Here is a 15,586-nt window from a genome sequence, read left to right as displayed (position 1 = left end):
CTCCTCCGGGGTCAGGCCTCCACCGCGGCGCTGGTGACGACGACCGTGCCCGGACGGCCGGGCAGACAGTAGACCGCCGCCGCCGAGTGGTCGACCATCGTCCAACCCTCGGCCTCCTGCCGGCTCAGGGGCAGCAGCGCGGCCCGGTGCCGTCGGCGCCAGCGGGAGGCGGACCCGAAGGTGCGGAGGAAACTGACCACCAGGCGGGCCAGGAGGACCGCGGTGGCCAGCAGGGCGGTCACCGCCAGGGTCTCGTTCAGGGCACCCAGGCCCGCCACGGCCCGTACGCACGCCGTGACGATGCCGTCCAGGCCGGCGGCCAGGGTGGCCGGCGGTACGGCGACGAACAGCCCGGCGGAGAGGACGGCTACGGTCACGGACAGTTCCGCACCCAGCCACAGCCCGATCGTGAACCGGGGCAGGGAGGTCGTCCACCGTACGGTCAGGGCAGCAGGGGCCAGGGCCGCCACCAGGGTCGCCCAGGCCAGCAGGACCAGGCTGGTCACGAACCCGACCCCCCACGCTGATCCAGCAACTCGCGCAGCGCCGCCGCCTCCTCGGGTCGCATGGCGTCCACGAACCGGGCCAGCGCGGCGTGCTGGTCGGCGGCCGAGGAGAGCGCCTCGGCCATGAGCTGCCCGACATGCTCCTCCCGGCTGGCCCTCGGGCGGTAGCGGTAGGCCCGGCCGGCCAGGTCGCGGTCCGCCCAGCCCTTGCGGTGCAGGTTGTCCAGCACCGTCATCACCGTGGTGTAGGCGAGGTTGCGGTCCGCCATCGCGTCGACCATCTGCCGTACGGTCAGCGGCTCGGCCGCCGCCCACAGCGCGTCCATCACCGCGGCTTCCAGTGGACCCAGTGGACGGTCGTTGCCCGGGTCCTTCCGTCGATCTCGGCTCACCGGTCGACCGTACCGTCGGCGGCGAGCAGCTTCGACCCGGCCGGAGTGGGGCAGGCCCGCTCGCCGGCCGCCGGGGCGGTGCTGGTGCTCTGCGGGCTGGTTGCCTGTTCGGCGGTGGTGCTCTGCCGGTCGGCGGCGGCGCGACGGCGGCGACGTACCAGGACGGCCGCTGCGGCCAGCGCCACGGCCAGGAGGACAAACTCGTCCGGTACCTGACCGAGGGTGTTGGTGACCCACCGTTGCGCGGTGCTCTCGAGGTCGGTCAGGCCGAGGCCCCCGGCCAGTCCGGCCGTGCCGTCGAAGGCCAGGAAGAAGGCGCCCAACGCGATGAAGATCAGGCCGGAGATGGCCGAGGTGGTGTGCAGACGCAGCCGGCCCACCGTGAAGGACCGGCCGCGCAACCAGCGCCGTTCGGCGATGCGCCACCGGCCCCAGACCAGGGCCAGCAGCAGCAGGGGCAGCGTCATGCCCAGCGCGTAGACGGCCAGCAGGGCACCACCGATCGCCGGTCGCGCCGAGGTGGCGGCCACCGTGAGGATTCCGCCCAGGATCGGACCGGAACAGAAGCCGGCCAGCCCGTACACCGCGCCCAGCGCGAAGACCGACAGGGGGGAGTTCCCGGTGATCCGGCCCAGCAGCCGTTGCGCCGGCCCGAAGGCGAACCCCATGCCGGCCAGCTGCACGACCCCGAGGGCGATGATCGACCAGCCGGCGACCAGGATCAGGGTGTCGCGGTGTTGGAAGAAGGCGTTGGCCACCACGGTGGACCCCACCCCGAGGGGCACCAGGACGGCGGCCAGGCCCAGGTAGAAGACCCCGGTGCGGGCCAGCAACCGACGCGGGTTCTGGAAGGCGTACGCGAAGAAGGCCGGCAGCAGCATGGCGCTGCACGGGCTGAGCAGGGCGAGCACCCCGCCCAGCAGGGCGGCCAGGTAGCCGATCTCGCTCACGGGGTGTCCAGCTGCTCGTCGATGGCCTGCTTGAAGGCCTCGTACGGCTGGGCGCCGATGATGAGGGTGTCCCCGATGCTGAAGGCCGGAGTGCCGGTCAGACCCATCGAGGTGGCCTCCCGCTGGTCCCGGTCGATGGCCTCCCGGATGCCCGGGGAGGCCCGGTCGGCGTCGAAGCGGGTCAGGTCCAGCCCGATCCGGGTGGCGATGTCCCGCAGGGCGGCGTCGTTGAGCGCTCCACTGTTGACCCGGCGCTGGCTGGCGTACAGCGCGTCGTGGAACTCCCAGAATCTGCCCTGGGCGGCGGCGGCTCGCGCGGCGGTGGCAGCGGCCCGGGACTCCTCGCCGAGGTAGGGCAGGTCACGCCACTCGATGCGGACCAGCCCCTGGTCGACGTAGTCCCGGATCAGCCGGGGTGTGGTCTCCCGGGCGTGCTTGCCGCAGAAGGGGCACTGGAAGTCGGCGTACTCGATGACCACGACGGGGGCGTCCGGTGCGCCGAGGGCCAGCGGATCGCCGGGGGTACGCCGGGCCAGGCTGGCGAAGGGGCTCTCCTCCTGTCCACCGGCGGCGGCCGGGCCGGCGGGCTGGTCGGACGGCCTGGCGATGATCGCCAGGACCGCGACGATCGCGATGACCACGACTGGACCAAGCCATCCGGCTGCCCGGCGAATCGGCGGCCGGGTCTTCCCGGAGCCTGCACGGGTCGGCTTCATCGGCGTCTCCTCCAGCCTGATCGAAGGCTACTAGCAGCCTTAGTACTAAGCAGCATAGTACTAAGGCTGCTAGTAGCGACATCCCCACGCGCGTGCCGGCGGCGGGGGCGGGTAGTCAAGCCGGTGCGGAGAAGGCTGTCCGCGCAGCACATCCCCTTGGGCGTACGCGGGATGGGAAGGGAGAGCGGTAATGGCGGTAGAGGTGTTCGTCATCGCGACATCCTCACTCGGCGACCGCAGCTACCTGGCCTCGGACGGGCGACAGGCGGTCGTGGTCGACCCCCAGCGTGACATCGACCGGGTGCTGTATCTGGCCGGCGAGAAGGGGGTGCGGATCACCCATGTGCTGGAGACCCACATCCACAACGACTATGTCTCCGGCGGTCTGGAACTGGCCCGGATGACCGGGGCGCAGTACCTGGTCGCCGCGGCCGACGAGGTCGACTTCGGGCATTCCCCGGTCGTCGACGGCGAGGTGGTGCCGGTCTCGGACCAGCTGCGGCTGCGGGTGGTCGCCACCCCGGGCCACACCTTCCACCACCTGTCGTACGTCCTGGAGGAGGCGACCGGTGGTGACTGGCGGCCGGTGGGGGTGTTCACCGGCGGATCGCTGCTGTTCGGCACGACCGGCCGCACCGACCTGCTCGGCAAGCAGTACGCCCACGACCTGGCCCACCAGCAGTACGCCTCGGCGAAGCGACTGGCCGACCTGCTGCCGGACGGGGTGCAGGTGTGGCCGACCCACGGCTTCGGCAGCTTCTGCTCGGCCGGCCAGGCCGACGCCCCGGACTCGACCATCGGCCGGGAGAAGCAGGTGAACCCGGTGCTGCGCCTGGCGGCGGACGAGTTCGTCGAACAGACCCTGGCCGGGCTGGACGACTACCCGGCGTACTACGCCCACATGGGGGTGGCGAACTTCGCCGGCCCGGCCCCGGTGGACCTCAGCCCGGTGACCCGGGCGGAACCCACCGCCCTGCGGAAGCGCATCGCCGCCGGCGAGTGGGTCGTGGACCTGCGACACCGCAAGGCGTACGCGGCCTCCCATCTGACCGGAACGGTCAGCCTGGGGCTCGACGGCCCGATGTCGACCTGGCTGGGTTGGCTGATCGACTGGGGTGCCCCGGTCACTCTGCTGGCCGAGACCCCGGAACAGGTGGCCGACGCCCAGCGGGAGCTGGTCCGCATCGGCATCGACCGGCCGGCCGCGCAGGCCACCGGCGAGGCCGAGCAGTGGGCGGCCGAGCCCGGGCAGCTCCGCGAACTGCGGATGGCCGACTTTCCGGCTCTCGCCGCCGCTCGCAAGGGGAGACTGCCGGCCGGCCTGGCCGCCCCGGACGTGGTCCTCGACGTGCGGATGACCAACGAGTGGCGCGGCGGCCACGTTGACGGGGCCGTGCACGTCCCGTTACCGGACCTGCCCGAGCGGCTCGCCGACGTGCCCGCCGGCACCGTCTGGGTGCACTGTGGCTCCGGCTACCGCGCCACCGCCGCAGCGTCGCTGCTGGTCAACGCGGGCCGCGAGGTCGTCGTCATCGACGACAGGTTCGACCGGGCCGAGGCGGCGGGCCTTGCCATGGTCGCGCCGACGACGCCGACCGGCGGTCGGTGACCGAAAGAGGCACGCCGGGACCGGATGTCTCGTTCCGGCTGCCCGCCTGCCTGCCGCGTGATCAATCAACCAGCGGCGTCCCAACTCTGAGTCCGGCCTCGTGGCGCGGAACACGCTCGAACGGGCCGGTGCCGTGGCATCGGCCCGTTCGAGGCCCTGGTTGGTTACCGGTGCCCTCAGCTACCGCTACAGACGGCGGCGGTTCCGCTACCGTTTCCGGTGCCCTGGAAACCGAAACTGGTGGTCTGACCGGCGCCCACCTGTCCGTTGTAGTGCTCGTTCCTCACGGTGATGATGCCGCTGCTGCCGGTGGACACACCGTTCCAGACGTTGCTGACCGACACGCCGCTCGGCAGGTTCAGGGTGACTGTCCAGCCGTTGAGGGCGGTGCTTCCCGCGGTGACGTTGACGTTGGCGACGAAGCCGCCGTTCCACTGGTCCTGCACCGTGAAGACCGCCGTGCAGCCGCTTCCGCCGGGCGGCGGGCTGGCGGGTGGTGGGGTGGTCGGCGGCGGGGTGGTCGGTGGTGGGGTGGTCGGTGGTGGGGTGGTCGGCGGCGGGGTGGTGTCGAGGGTCAGGTTCTTCTGCTGGACTTGCCACTGGGTGCCGCACAACCCGCAGTTGGGGCCGACGAAGTTGGCCCCGGCGGCGGTGTCGCCCTTCAGCCGCCACTTGAAGTAGAGCGTCGCCACCCGACCGAACTCACCGCCGTTGGGCTGGTCGTAGGTGGCACCGTGCCCGACGTTCAGGTTGCCCATGAAGGCGGGCAGCCCGGCCGGCAGCTTGCCCCAGTCGTCCATGGCGTTGGGGTAGGCGATGTCGCTGGGCCCGCCGATGAAGTAGGCGATCGGCTTGGTCAACCGCCTGAGCTGGTAGTCGTCGGCGTCGTTCAGCAGGCCGCTGTTGAAGATGCCGGTCGTGGTGATCCGGGGGTCGTTGGAGACGGCGTACGCCTCCACACCTCCGCAGGAGAAGCCCGCCACGGCGATCTTGGTGGTGTCCAGCCGGTTGTAGTACTTGCTGCCGGCCCGGGAGTTCTCCGCCACCGCCCAGTCGATGGTCTGGGTCAGCATCTGGGCGTTGGTGGATCCGCCACCGTTCGGTGCCCCGTTGGCCACGGCGAGGAAGCCGTGCGAGGCGATCTCACGCAGGAAGTTGTGTTGCGAGAGGCCGTTGCCCGAACAGGCCCCGTTGCCCCAGGCGAGGATGGGCAGCCGCTCGGACGGTAGGTTCTGCGGCCGGTAGATGGTGTGGTTGGCCAGGCTGGGGGAGGTCTCGTAGTCGGCCGGGTAGGGGCCGGAGCCCCCGACCGCGGCGCTGGCCGGGGCCACGCTGATCGCCATGATCACAGAGGTGACCGGGACGACGAGGGCGGCGAGTCCCGCGTAGACCTTCGTTCTCCTTTTCATGCACCCTCCAGGGGGATGTCACTGGTGGCACTCCCTGCGGTGGCGGTGGCCGCTGTCCATCCGTGCCCTGACCGGGGTCGGCACCGGCCAACGAGTCGAATCGGTGTGGCTGCCCTGACCGCCCGGCTGCGGTCCCCACAGGCGACTCAAGGGGAGCGGTGTGTGCAGTAACTATTACCAGAGCAATGAAAAGTGTCAATGCGAGGTCTGCTTCTGGTCGGCCTGCGGGGGCTGGCCGGCCGGCTCGCCGCGCACCGGTTCCGGCCGTGCGGGGTCCCTCGATGCCTGGAAGTAGGTGATCCACGAAGCGGCGTCCGGCCAGTGCGGGGCCACCACCTCGATGAGGCGGGCCTGCGCCAGCGCGCCGAGCGTGGTGTGGATGTCCAGGAAGGTCTCTCTGGCCCGCTGACGCGGCCACGGCTGCGGAAGCAGATGCTGCGGCAGATCCGGATCGGAGTCCGCGAACCTGCGCCAGGAGTTCATCGCGGAGGTGCGGGCCACCAGGGCACTGGCCGGGTCCACCTCTCCGCTGCGGGCGGCCCTGCGCAGCTCGGCGTACTGCTGGATGAACCGGGAGTACCCGGCAGCCAGAGCGGCCAGGTCGTACGCCCCGGCCGGTCCGTGCGGCCCGGCCTCCTCGTCGAACCGGACGTGCATGACCGACCATCGGGCATCCTTGGCGTGCTCCAGCAACTCCGCCAACGCCCTGCGCACCGGTGCGGCGTCGGAGCCCGGCCGGATCCACACGCTGTCGTACAGGCCCACGAAACGCAGCGCGCTCAACGCCCTGCGTACGGTGTGCCGCAAGGCCTGACCGGAACGCGGAATCGAGAAGGACACCATCACCCAGGCGCCGGTCCACTGCGGGGGACCGGCCCCGAAGTTCAGGAAATGCTGCATCCGTACGCGATGCTTGGCGATCGCCTGCGCCGTCAGGTGGTAGACCGGCGGCCGGGCGTCCCGCCGCCCGGCGATCAGACCGCGCTTGACCAGTCGCGACAGCGCGGCCCGGGCGCTGGACTCGCTGACTCCGAACTCCCGCAGCATCGCGATGACCGCGGTCGAGGGCAGCTCGGCCTCAGACGAGTCGAGATACTCGCCGAGCAGGGTGGTCAGCAGGTGTTGCGGGCTGGACCCGACCTGGGCCCGGGGTAATCGGAGGTGATCGGCGGATTCTTCGGCGTGCACCTCATCAGGGTGCCGCACCGGGTCGCCCACCGTTCCCTCAGGCGGTCGCCCGACCCGGCGTGATCTGCGGCCGTCGCCTCCCACCAGGACATCTGGAAGGCGACGCCGCCGACCGCTTCACCCGGTAACCGGCGGCCGGGGTGGACCGGGAGGCTCGACCGGTGGGGTCAGCGCCCGCTGCGGCGGGCGCTGGGCCGGGCCCGGGCGGAGAAGGCAGCCGCGCCGCCGCGCGCCGGTGCGGACCGCGTCGAGGTCGCCGCGGCCGTGGCCGGCTTGCCGCCGCCGCGTCGGCCCCGGCCGCCGTTGGCGGAGGGCACCTCGTGCCGAAGCTCGGCCGCCGGGGTCACCGGCCGGGGGGCGAGGATCCGTTCCCCCGGAGCGAGTTCCCGCAGCAGGGCGTCACCCGGGCGCAATCGGGTGGTGGTCGCCTTGATGCCGGCCTTGCGGGTCAACTCCCGCACCTCGGGCACCTGCCCGTCGGTCATCAGGGTGACGACCGTCCCGGCGGCGCCGGCCCGGGCGGTACGGCCCGAGCGGTGCAGGTACGCCTTGTGCTCCACCGGCGGATCGGCGTGCACGACCAGGGCCACGTCGTCGACATGGATGCCCCGGGCGGCGATGTCGGTGGCGACCAGGGTGTGCGCCTGGCCGTCGGAGAAGGCCTGGAGATTGCGGGTACGCGCACCCTGGGCCAGGTTGCCGTGCAGTTCGACCGCGGTCACCCCGGCGGCCACCAGCCGGCGGGTGAGGGTCTTGGCGCCTCGCTTGGTCCGGGTGAACACCACCGTACGGCCCGGGGCGGCGGTCAACTCGACGAGCACCTCGAACCGGTCCTCGGCGTTGACGTGCAGCACGTGGTGCGCCATCGCGGTGACCGGCGACAGGGTGGAGTCGACACTGTGCGTGGCCGGATCGACCAGGAACCGCCGCACCAGGACATCGACCCCGGCGTCCAGGGTCGCGGAGAACAGCAGGCGCTGCCCGCTGCGGGGGGTCTGCTCCAGCAGCCGCCGCACCGTCGGCAGGAAGCCGAGGTCGGCCATGTGGTCGGCCTCGTCCAACACGGTGATCTCGACGGCGTCGAGGTGGGCGTTGCCGGTCCCGACATGGTCGGCCAGGCGGCCCGGGCAGGCCACCAGGACGTCCACCCCGGCCCGGAGCCCGGCGATCTGGGGCCGCGCGGCGACTCCGCCGAAGATGGTCATCGTGCGCAGTGACAGGGCCTGGGCCAGGGGCGCCATCACGCTGTCGATCTGGGTGGCCAGCTCACGGGTGGGCACCAGGATCAGGGCCCGGGGGCGCCCGGCCCGCCGTGGCTTCGGGCTGGCGGCCAGGCGGCTCAACACCGCCAGGACGAAGGCGTAGGTCTTTCCCGACCCGGTGCGCCCCCGGCCCAGCACGTCCCGCCCGGCCAGGGCGTCCGGCAGGGTCGCGGCCTGGATGGGGAACGGCCGGTCCACGCCGCTCGCGGCCAGTACGCGGGTCAGCGCGTCGGGCACGCCGAGGTCGGCGAAGGTGGGCGAGTCAGATGAGGTGTTCTGGTGTGGGCGGCGTGCCGCCATGAAGGCTCCGAACGTCGAAGGGACGTCCCGCCCGGCGCTGACCGTGCGGCCGCGGCGCGTGGCGTGGGACATCGAACCCGGCCGCCATGGTGGGCCGGCCGTGCTGCCAGTCTACTCGAAGCCGCCGCAGGGGCCTCCTGGCCGCCGGGAAGCGGCCAGGAGTAACCCGGTGCCGCTCAGGGGGAGACCACCTGCCAGCGGCTCTGCTCGTCCATCCAGGCGCGGGCCAGGATCTCCGCCGACTGTCGCCCGGGACACTGGTGGATCTTCGACCGGCCGGCTTCGCCGCCGGCTCGGGCCTCCACCTCCCATGACTGACCGTCAGTGCGGATGTACACATCGCGACGTCCGCGCACGGTGCGGTTGCCGTTCCACCAGTGACGCTCGGTTTTCACCCCTCGACCGTATAGCAGAACTTCCGAGGATGGAATGTTGACGATCTTGGTGAGGGGTGGGTGTGCGGTGACGGGGTGTATCGGCGGGCATCACGCGGGAATTGCCTGATCAGAGGGTGACCGGTTACGCACGGTGCGTGTCCTCGGTCACGGCATGGAGACCCGCAACTCCTGCGGTCGGTGGTCGGAGGCCCCGCCCGCCGAACCGAAGCGGTAGTCGTGCACCCGCACCTGGGGTGAGACGAAGGCCCAGTCCAACCGCCACCAGTGCGGCCATCCGGGACGCAAGCCCCAACTGGCCGGATACGGCGAGGACATGGCGTACTTGGCGTCCCGCAGGCCCTCGGGCACCTTGCGCAGGTCACCCATCGCCGGGGTGGTGTTCAGATCACCGGCGAGCAGCACCGGGTGGGGATTGGCGCGGACGTCACGGGCCAGGGCCCGCCACTGCGGCTCCCGCTGGGCGCGCTGTTCTCGCATGATCCGGTAGAAGTCGCCGTCGAACGGGCCATGCTCGGGGGAGATCTGCACCGGCAGGTGCACGTTGTACGTCGACAGCACCCGACCCGTACCGAGGTCCAGATCGGTACGCAGGGCCTTGTACCGCCACTCGTCGCCGGCCTCGGCCATCGCTGCGGGCAGGTCGGGGGCCTCCACCGGCACCTGCCGCAGCACCGGCACCCGGGAGAGGGTCACCAGTTCACCCAGGACCACCACCTGGTGTTCGGGGAACTCGGCCCGCAGCCGGGCGAGGGTCTCCTCCGTCGGGTGGCCCTGCTCGTACCAGTACTCCTGCAACAGGTAGACGTCGGCGTCGGCCTCGCGCAGCACCCGGTACAGCGCCTCGGTCTGGCCCCACTCGTCCCAGTAGCCGGTGTTCCAGGAGAAGACCCGCAGGACGTCCGGCGGGGCGGGGCCGTCACCGCCCTGCCACCACCGCAGGTTCACCCCGCTGAGTCCCGCCCCGAGCAGCAGCCCGGCGGCGGCCAGCAGCGCCACCGCCCGGCGGTGTCGGCTCACGATCGCGCCGAGGCCCAGCACCAGGGGCATCAGGAGGAAGGCCGGTGGTGGCACGGTGTCCACCGCCAGCCAGAGCCAGGACCGCCCGCTGATCATCACATGCGCGAGGGTGAACACCAGCCAGAGCGCCGCGGCGCCGACCAGGACCCGCCCCGCCCACCGCCGCCGGGGCGGGTGGAGGGACGGGGCCTGGTCGGCTACGGTCTCGGCGGGAGCCGCTGTGGTCACGCCGACTTCCACTGGCGGTTGCCGTCGATCGGGAACGAGGCGTCGTACAGTTCGCGGAAGGGCCGGGACAGCAGCCACTGCACGGCGCCGCTGGCCACCCCGGCCGTGATCGTCACGTTGACCATGAACTGCAACACGACGAAGCCGAGCAGGAACAGGGGCCCCTGCCGACGCAGGACGAAGCGGTACATCCCGGCGTCGCAGACCAGGGAGGCGCCGAACAGCAGGGCCGGCAGCAGGGCCCACCAGCCACCCAGCAGCAGGGGCGCGGCCAGGGCCGGCAGGCTGAGGAAGGCGACCAGGGAGCCCCAGGCGCGGGAGGCCGTCTCGAAGCCCTTGCCGAAGCGTCGGGCCCGCGCGTACAGCGGGATGCGCAACCGTCCCCGGTGGAACAGCTTGCGCAGCAGCCCCCGCAGCTCGTGGTCGTGATCGTGCCGGCCGCGTACCTCGGAGGTCAGCCGCATCCGGTGCCGACGGGTCAGCCGGTAGCCGTAGTCGACCTCCTCGGTCTGCCGCAGCGCGGGGTTGAACGGCCCGATCTCGTCGTACACGGAGCGCCGGATCATGCACACGGCGGGGAAGAGGAACGACACGTCACCCTCGGAACTGATCGACCAGTAGTGATACTGGAGGCCACGGTAGCGGGAGACGATGGTGTCGTGCAGCAGCGGCTCGGGGTCCTGGATGCCGCAGACCGCCCCGACGGTCGGCTCCGCCCGCAGGATGCTCACCGCGGTCGCGATCGCCTCCGGGGCCAGCGCCAGGTCGGAGTCGACGTAGCAGATCAGCTCGCCGCTGGTGTGGGCGGCGCCGACGTTGCGGGCGGTGCCGCAGCCGCCGTTGGTGCCCGTGCTGAGCACCCGGACCCCCAGGGCCTCGGCCACCGCGACGGACTGGTCGGTACTGCAGTCGTCGACCATCACCAGCTCGATGTTCGGGTAGGTCTGGTCGAGGATGGACCGCAGGCAGAGATCCAGGGACTCGGCGTAGTTGTAGTTCGGCACGATCACCGAGACCAGCGGAAACGCGTTCATCGGGTGGCGACCTCCGGACGATCGTAGAGCCGGCGGAAGCGGGGTGAGGACAACCAGGCGATCACGCCGGAGGCCGCAGCGACCGCGATGACCAGATTAAGGAAGAAGTGCATCGCTACGAAGTAGCAGAGGAACAACCAGCCCCGCTCGGCCAGGACGAACCGGTGCATCGGCAGGTCACCGGCGACGAAGGCGGCGAAGGCGGCCAGCGGCACCAGCAGGAAGGCCGGGCCCAGCAGCACCGGCAGCACCAGGGTGAGGACGGCCAGCGGGGCGGCGATGCTGACCCAGGCGCGGGGGCCGCTGCGCAGTCCGCCGGGGAACTCCGGCTTGCGGGCGTACATCGGGATGTGCAGTGCCGTGCGGGTGAAGACCTTGCGGACCAGCACCCCCAGTTCGTGGTCGTGGTCGTGCACACCGCGCACCCTGGGCGTGAGCAGGATCCCGTAGCGCTCCGCCAGCCGCAGGCCGTAGTCGGCGTTCTCGGTCTCCCGCAACCGGGGGTTGAAGGGGCCGATTTCCTCGAACACCCGGGTCGGAATGGCCAGCAGGGCGGTGTAGAGGGTGCTGATGCGACCCTCGTCGGCGATCAGCCAGTAGGACTGCTGGAGACAGCGGTACTCCTCCAGGAGGCTGTCCCGGATCAGCGGGACCGGGTCGTAGTTGCCGCAGACCGCGCCGATGGTCGGGTCCTCGGTGAGCAGCTCGACCGCGTTGGCTACCGCGTCGGGACGGGCGGCCACATCGGAGTCGATGAAGAACAGGATCTCACCGGCGGCCACCGCGGCACCGAGGTTGCGGGCCGCGGCGGGCCCGCTGTTGCTGGGCGTACGCACGACCCGGGCCCCGTGGGCCTCGGCGACCGCCACCGAGTCGTCGGTGCTGCAGTCGTCCACCACGATGATCTCAAGCTGCGGGTATGTCTGGGCCCGCAGGGAGTCGAGGCACAGGTGCAGTGCGCGGGCGTAGTTGTAGTTCGGCACGATGACCGACACCAGAGGAGGGCTCATCTTTCCGTCCAGGTCAGCAGGTGTGGATAGCGGGCGTTGAGCTGTGCTACGGCGAGAACGACACCGACCAGTACGGCGCAACCGACGATCGTCCGATCGCGCAGCAGGATCCGGATCGGATCGCCGCCGGTGCGCTGCACGAGTACCGCCTGCAGGTACCGGAAGGCGGCCAGCAGCCCCAGGGGTACGACGAGGGCCAGCACGGCCGGCGGGTAGGCGTCGATCGGTGTGTCGAGGTGCAGGTACAGCAGGAAGGAGACCCCGGCCAGGGTGGTGGTCAGGCCGAGCAGGTGGTCGGCGAGCAGCAGGTTGTAGCCGTCCAGGGCGGGCCGGTGCCCGGCGCCCAGGACCGCCAGTTCGTGTCGGCGTTTGCCGAGGATCAGCACCAGGCAGCCGCTGAACACCGCGGTCAGCAGCAGGCTGGACGGCGGCGTCTCGACCGCGGCGTAGCCCTGCAGCACCCGCAGCACGAAGCCGGTGGCGACCACACAGACGTCCAGCAGTGGCTGGTGTTTGAGCCACCTGCTGTAGGCGGCGCTCAGCAGCAGGTAGCCGACCAGGGGCCACCAGGCCATCGGGGGAGCGGTGACGGTCAGGGTGATCAGTCCGGCGGCGAGCAGGCCCGCGTACCCCCAGGCCACCGGGACCGGGACGTGCCCGGCGGCGATCGGCCGGTGCCGCTTCTCCGGGTGTGCCCCGTCCCGGTGCCGGTCGGCGATGTCGTTGAGGACATAGATGACCGAGGAGGCGAGGGTGAAGGCGGCCACCGCCCAGACGCACCGCCACAGCGCCGTGAGGGTCCAGACCGGGGTGTCGATCAGGGCTAGCGGAACGGCGAACAGGTTCTTGACGACATGACCCGGCCGGGCCAGGGCGAGCAGGTGGCGGGGCAGCGGTCGGAGGCGGGTGTCGCGGTTGGCGGCGACCGGGGCGACCGGCTCCACGACGGTGTCGGCGGCTGTCATCATGGCCCCGTCAGAAGAAGATCCTGGTGGCGGCCAGCAGACCCTGCCGCCAGGGATCACGGCTGGTCCGGCCCTCGCCCCTGGGCTGCTCACGGTGCCGCTCGGCCCGCCACCACTCGTAGGTGCGCAGGATGGCGTCCTGGTTGGACAGCTTCGGATGGAAACCCAGCCGCTGCCGGGCCTTGTCGATGCTGACGTACGAGTCGGCCATCAGCTTGTGCAGCAGCCGACCGTAGACCGGTGACAGGCGGCTGCGTTCCAGCAGGCTGAGGGTGAACAGGGCCGGCCGCGCGGGCAGGGAGACCACCCGCCGGCCGTGACCGGCGGCGTCCAGGACGGCCTGGAAGTCCTCCCGGAGGGTGCCGAACCGCTCGGCGGCGAGGTTGTAGGTGTCGTTGGCCAGGTCGTCGTCGGCGGTGAGCACGGTGAGCACCGCCTCCACCAGGTCCTCCGCGGCGAACATCTGGATCCGCACGTCGCCACGGCCCAGGACCGGGAAGTTGCGGCCCTCCTCGGCCCACTCGAAGAGCATGGCGAACAGCCCCATCCGCCCGGGGCCCAGGAAGGTCTTGGGGCGTAGCACCGCCACCGGCAGGCCCTCGGCCCGGTGCCGCTCGGCGATCTCCTCGGCGGCGGCCTTGGCCGCGGAGTAGGTGTCGACCGGCATCCGGGGATGCTCCTCCGGGGTGGGCACCTGCTTGGGCAGCCCGTAGACCGCGGTCGAGGAGATGTGCAGCACCCGCCCCACCTCGGCCCGACGGGCGGCCTCGAAGACGGTGCGGGTCCCGTCGATGATGATCGACCGGATCTGGTCGGCCGGGTAGCTGGGCAGGGCGGCGGCACAGTGGATCACCGCGGTGGCTCCGGTGAAGGCGCGGGCCAACAGCTCGGGGTCGCGGATGTCCCCGACGTGACTGACCGTGGGCTCGGACCGCAGGTCGACCCCGTGGACCTGGTGGCCGTCGGCGATCAGACGTTCGGCCAGCCGGGAGCCGAGCATGCCGGCCGCGCCGGTGATCGCGATCACCACAGCGAACCCACCTTCTGCGCGACGAACCGGGTGACCAGTCGGGTCAACCCCTGGCCGAGCACCTCGTCCAGGGCCTCCACCGCGCGTTGGGCATCGGCCGGCTCGGTGACCAGGGAGGGGCCGATGATCAGGGGGTTCAGCCCGTTGAGGGTGTAGTAGGTGAAGATGTCGTGGTCCCGGTAGAGCGCGTTGATCACGGCGCAGGTCACCAGCTTGGCCTTGAACCGGGGGTCGCGGGCCATGCCCGCGGGGGCCAGCCGGGAGACCAGGTCGAGGATCTTGGGGCCGCCGTCGATGTGTACGCCCCAGAGCGCCCCGGCGCCCGCCACCCGGCCCACCGCCTCCGGGTGTTCCTTGGCCAGCCGGTGCAGGGCGGGTTCCAGGACCCGCTCCAGTGCGCGGGCCCGGGCCGGATAGTCGTCCTCCACCGCGATGTTGATCGCCTCCAGGGCGGTCACACACTCCTCGCCCATGCCGTAGTAGGTGGTGCTGGTGCTCTGCAGCAGGGCGTCCGTCAGGTTGTCGTACGCCTTACGGAACACCGGTTTGCGGGCCACGAAGGCCGATATGGACGATTTGCCGCCGCCGAACGATTTGCTGGTGGTTAGCACGTCCGGGATCAGACCGGGATAGCGCATGAAATAGAACAAGCTGCCCGTCTTGCCCCAACCGGTGTAGATCTCATCGAAGATGAGCACGATGTCGTGTCGGTCGCACAGTTCCCGTACCCCGCGAAGGAAATCCTCGTCGCACCACTGAATGGTGGAGGCGCTGAAGGGTTCCACGATCAGGGCATAGACATCGCCGGCGTGCTGCTCGATAGCCGACCGAACAGAATCCAGATCGCCGTAGCTAAATGTGGCGATTCCCGGAATTGTCGGGAAGTTGAAGTGCGGCTGGCCGGTGAGTCCGCCGGAGCCGAGCAACTTTCCGTGGAAGGCGCAGTCTGCCCGAAGGATGGTACCCCGATGGCCCCCGTGGTATTTATAGGCTAGCTTCACGGCCCCTTCCACCGCCTCGGCACCGGAGTTCGGCAGGAACGACATGGAGAGGTCGCCGGGCAGCAGCTGCGCCAGATTGTGCCCCAGCGCAGCCAGGTAGGGGGAGAAGTACGTCTTGTGCACCTCCATCCGGCGACGCTCGGCGAACCGCTGTCGGGCCGCCAGGATCCGTGGATGGTTGTGGCCGTGGTTGAGCACCCCCACTCCGCCAGTGAGGTCAAGGATGCGCCGGCCGTCACCTAAGGTCAGGTAGGCGCCCTCGGCGCTGTCCACCAAATCCCGGCCGAACCCGAACGACGTCATCAGATTGACCTGGCTGGCGTTCACGTACTGCCGATAGAGATCGTGCACCTCACGAACGGTGAGCCGCTCGCATTCCTCGATACTGACGAGATTGGGCATGGTGCGACGCTAACTATTGCCCCGCGATCTTTCCTGGACCCTCGCTGGATGCAACCTTGACTACGCAAGGCAACCCTTGCGTGGTCGGTGGCCGCTCGATAACTTGGGTCAGGGCCTGATCCAATTACCGACGATCAATTCTCGCGCATTATCCAAACCCCATTGAGGT

The 15,586-nt window shown here is 70.7% G+C and carries 15 protein-coding genes; 1 reads left to right on the top strand and 14 read right to left on the bottom strand.

Going from position 1 to position 15,586, the window contains the following annotated elements; genetic code table 11:
* Positions 1 to 11 precede the first annotated feature (11 nt).
* Genes ACGFIK_RS06155 through ACGFIK_RS06140 form a run of 4 tightly spaced genes read right to left on the bottom strand, consistent with a single transcriptional unit; the run spans position 12 to position 2,489 of the window.
* On the bottom strand, positions 12 to 506 hold the full coding sequence (locus ACGFIK_RS06155) for a hypothetical protein (RefSeq protein ID WP_327025238.1): 495 nt from the start codon (positions 504 to 506) through the stop codon (positions 12 to 14).
* Complete coding sequence (locus ACGFIK_RS06150; RefSeq protein WP_327025239.1) at positions 503 to 898, bottom strand: BlaI/MecI/CopY family transcriptional regulator; 396 nt, start codon at positions 896 to 898, stop codon at positions 503 to 505. Before ACGFIK_RS06150 ends, ACGFIK_RS06155 begins: the two co-directional genes overlap by 4 nt.
* The gene (locus tag ACGFIK_RS06145; protein ID WP_327025240.1) at positions 895 to 1,848 is read right to left on the bottom strand and encodes a cytochrome c biogenesis CcdA family protein; all 954 of its coding nucleotides are present in this window, start codon (positions 1,846 to 1,848) and stop codon (positions 895 to 897) included. Before ACGFIK_RS06145 ends, ACGFIK_RS06150 begins: the two co-directional genes overlap by 4 nt.
* Positions 1,845 to 2,489 carry a thioredoxin domain-containing protein gene (locus tag ACGFIK_RS06140; RefSeq protein ID WP_327025241.1) on the bottom strand — a complete coding sequence of 215 codons (645 nt, stop codon included), beginning with the start codon at positions 2,487 to 2,489 and terminating at the stop codon, positions 1,845 to 1,847. Before ACGFIK_RS06140 ends, ACGFIK_RS06145 begins: the two co-directional genes overlap by 4 nt.
* 265 nt (positions 2,490 to 2,754) lie before the next feature.
* Here ACGFIK_RS06140 and ACGFIK_RS06135 point away from each other — a divergent pair, with 265 nt between their 5' ends.
* Complete coding sequence (locus tag ACGFIK_RS06135) at positions 2,755 to 4,173, top strand: MBL fold metallo-hydrolase (RefSeq protein ID WP_327025242.1); 1,419 nt, start codon at positions 2,755 to 2,757, stop codon at positions 4,171 to 4,173.
* A 176-nt stretch (positions 4,174 to 4,349) separates the two neighbouring features.
* Here ACGFIK_RS06135 and ACGFIK_RS06130 read toward each other — a convergent pair whose 3' ends face one another.
* The 10 genes from ACGFIK_RS06130 to ACGFIK_RS06085 all read right to left on the bottom strand — a co-directional run bounded on the left by ACGFIK_RS06130 (position 4,350) and on the right by ACGFIK_RS06085 (position 15,318).
* Positions 4,350 to 5,582, bottom strand: coding sequence for a cellulose binding domain-containing protein (locus tag ACGFIK_RS06130; protein ID WP_327025243.1), 1,233 nt, complete (start codon positions 5,580 to 5,582; stop codon positions 4,350 to 4,352).
* A gap of 195 nt (positions 5,583 to 5,777) precedes the next feature.
* Positions 5,778 to 6,770, bottom strand: coding sequence for a PaaX family transcriptional regulator C-terminal domain-containing protein (locus tag ACGFIK_RS06125; RefSeq protein ID WP_327025244.1), 993 nt, complete (start codon positions 6,768 to 6,770; stop codon positions 5,778 to 5,780).
* 167 nt (positions 6,771 to 6,937) lie between these two features.
* A complete protein-coding gene (locus ACGFIK_RS06120; protein WP_327025245.1) occupies positions 6,938 to 8,332 on the bottom strand; it encodes a DEAD/DEAH box helicase in 1,395 nt (464 codons plus the stop codon).
* Between the two features lie 176 nt (positions 8,333 to 8,508).
* Positions 8,509 to 8,727 carry a hypothetical protein gene (locus ACGFIK_RS06115; protein WP_327025246.1) on the bottom strand — a complete coding sequence of 73 codons (219 nt, stop codon included), beginning with the start codon at positions 8,725 to 8,727 and terminating at the stop codon, positions 8,509 to 8,511.
* 147 nt (positions 8,728 to 8,874) lie between these two features.
* Positions 8,875 to 9,975 carry an endonuclease/exonuclease/phosphatase family protein gene (locus tag ACGFIK_RS06110; protein ID WP_327025247.1) on the bottom strand — a complete coding sequence of 367 codons (1,101 nt, stop codon included), beginning with the start codon at positions 9,973 to 9,975 and terminating at the stop codon, positions 8,875 to 8,877.
* Positions 9,972 to 11,009, bottom strand: coding sequence for a glycosyltransferase family A protein (locus ACGFIK_RS06105; protein ID WP_327025248.1), 1,038 nt, complete (start codon positions 11,007 to 11,009; stop codon positions 9,972 to 9,974). Before ACGFIK_RS06105 ends, ACGFIK_RS06110 begins: the two co-directional genes overlap by 4 nt.
* The gene (locus ACGFIK_RS06100) at positions 11,006 to 12,019 is read right to left on the bottom strand and encodes a glycosyltransferase (protein ID WP_327025249.1); all 1,014 of its coding nucleotides are present in this window, start codon (positions 12,017 to 12,019) and stop codon (positions 11,006 to 11,008) included. The genes ACGFIK_RS06105 and ACGFIK_RS06100 overlap by 4 nt, the downstream gene beginning before the upstream one ends.
* Positions 12,016 to 12,984, bottom strand: a complete 969-nt coding sequence (locus ACGFIK_RS06095; RefSeq protein ID WP_327025250.1) for a UbiA prenyltransferase family protein — start codon at positions 12,982 to 12,984, stop codon at positions 12,016 to 12,018. Before ACGFIK_RS06095 ends, ACGFIK_RS06100 begins: the two co-directional genes overlap by 4 nt.
* Before the next feature lie 10 nt (positions 12,985 to 12,994).
* A complete protein-coding gene (locus ACGFIK_RS06090) occupies positions 12,995 to 14,014 on the bottom strand; it encodes an NAD-dependent epimerase/dehydratase family protein (protein WP_327025251.1) in 1,020 nt (339 codons plus the stop codon).
* Positions 14,008 to 15,318: an aminotransferase class III-fold pyridoxal phosphate-dependent enzyme gene (locus ACGFIK_RS06085; protein WP_327027078.1), complete on the bottom strand. Its 1,311-nt coding sequence runs from the start codon at positions 15,316 to 15,318 to the stop codon at positions 14,008 to 14,010. The genes ACGFIK_RS06090 and ACGFIK_RS06085 overlap by 7 nt, the downstream gene beginning before the upstream one ends.
* Positions 15,319 to 15,586: the final 268 nt, after the last annotated feature.

The sequence above is a fragment of the Micromonospora sp. NPDC048871 genome, assembly GCF_043198155.1.
Classification (GTDB): domain Bacteria; phylum Actinomycetota; class Actinomycetes; order Mycobacteriales; family Micromonosporaceae; genus Micromonospora.
The sequence above is the reverse complement of the archived record's forward strand: the minus strand, read 5'-3'. Positions and strand labels throughout refer to the sequence as shown.

Excerpts from the sequence above, each read along its gene's own strand:
- ACGFIK_RS06135 (WP_327025242.1), top strand. The coding sequence starts at position 2,755 with ATGGCGGTAGAGGTGTTCGTCATCGCGACATCCTCACTCGGCGACCGC.
- ACGFIK_RS06130 (WP_327025243.1), bottom strand. The coding sequence starts at position 5,582 with ATGAAAAGGAGAACGAAGGTCTACGCGGGACTCGCCGCCCTCGTCGTC.
- ACGFIK_RS06120 (WP_327025245.1), bottom strand. The coding sequence starts at position 8,332 with ATGGCGGCACGCCGCCCACACCAGAACACCTCATCTGACTCGCCCACC.
- ACGFIK_RS06105 (WP_327025248.1), bottom strand. The coding sequence starts at position 11,009 with ATGAACGCGTTTCCGCTGGTCTCGGTGATCGTGCCGAACTACAACTAC.
- ACGFIK_RS06100 (WP_327025249.1), bottom strand. The coding sequence starts at position 12,019 with ATGAGCCCTCCTCTGGTGTCGGTCATCGTGCCGAACTACAACTACGCC.
- ACGFIK_RS06095 (WP_327025250.1), bottom strand. The coding sequence starts at position 12,984 with ATGACAGCCGCCGACACCGTCGTGGAGCCGGTCGCCCCGGTCGCCGCC.
- ACGFIK_RS06085 (WP_327027078.1), bottom strand. The coding sequence starts at position 15,318 with ATGACGTCGTTCGGGTTCGGCCGGGATTTGGTGGACAGCGCCGAGGGC.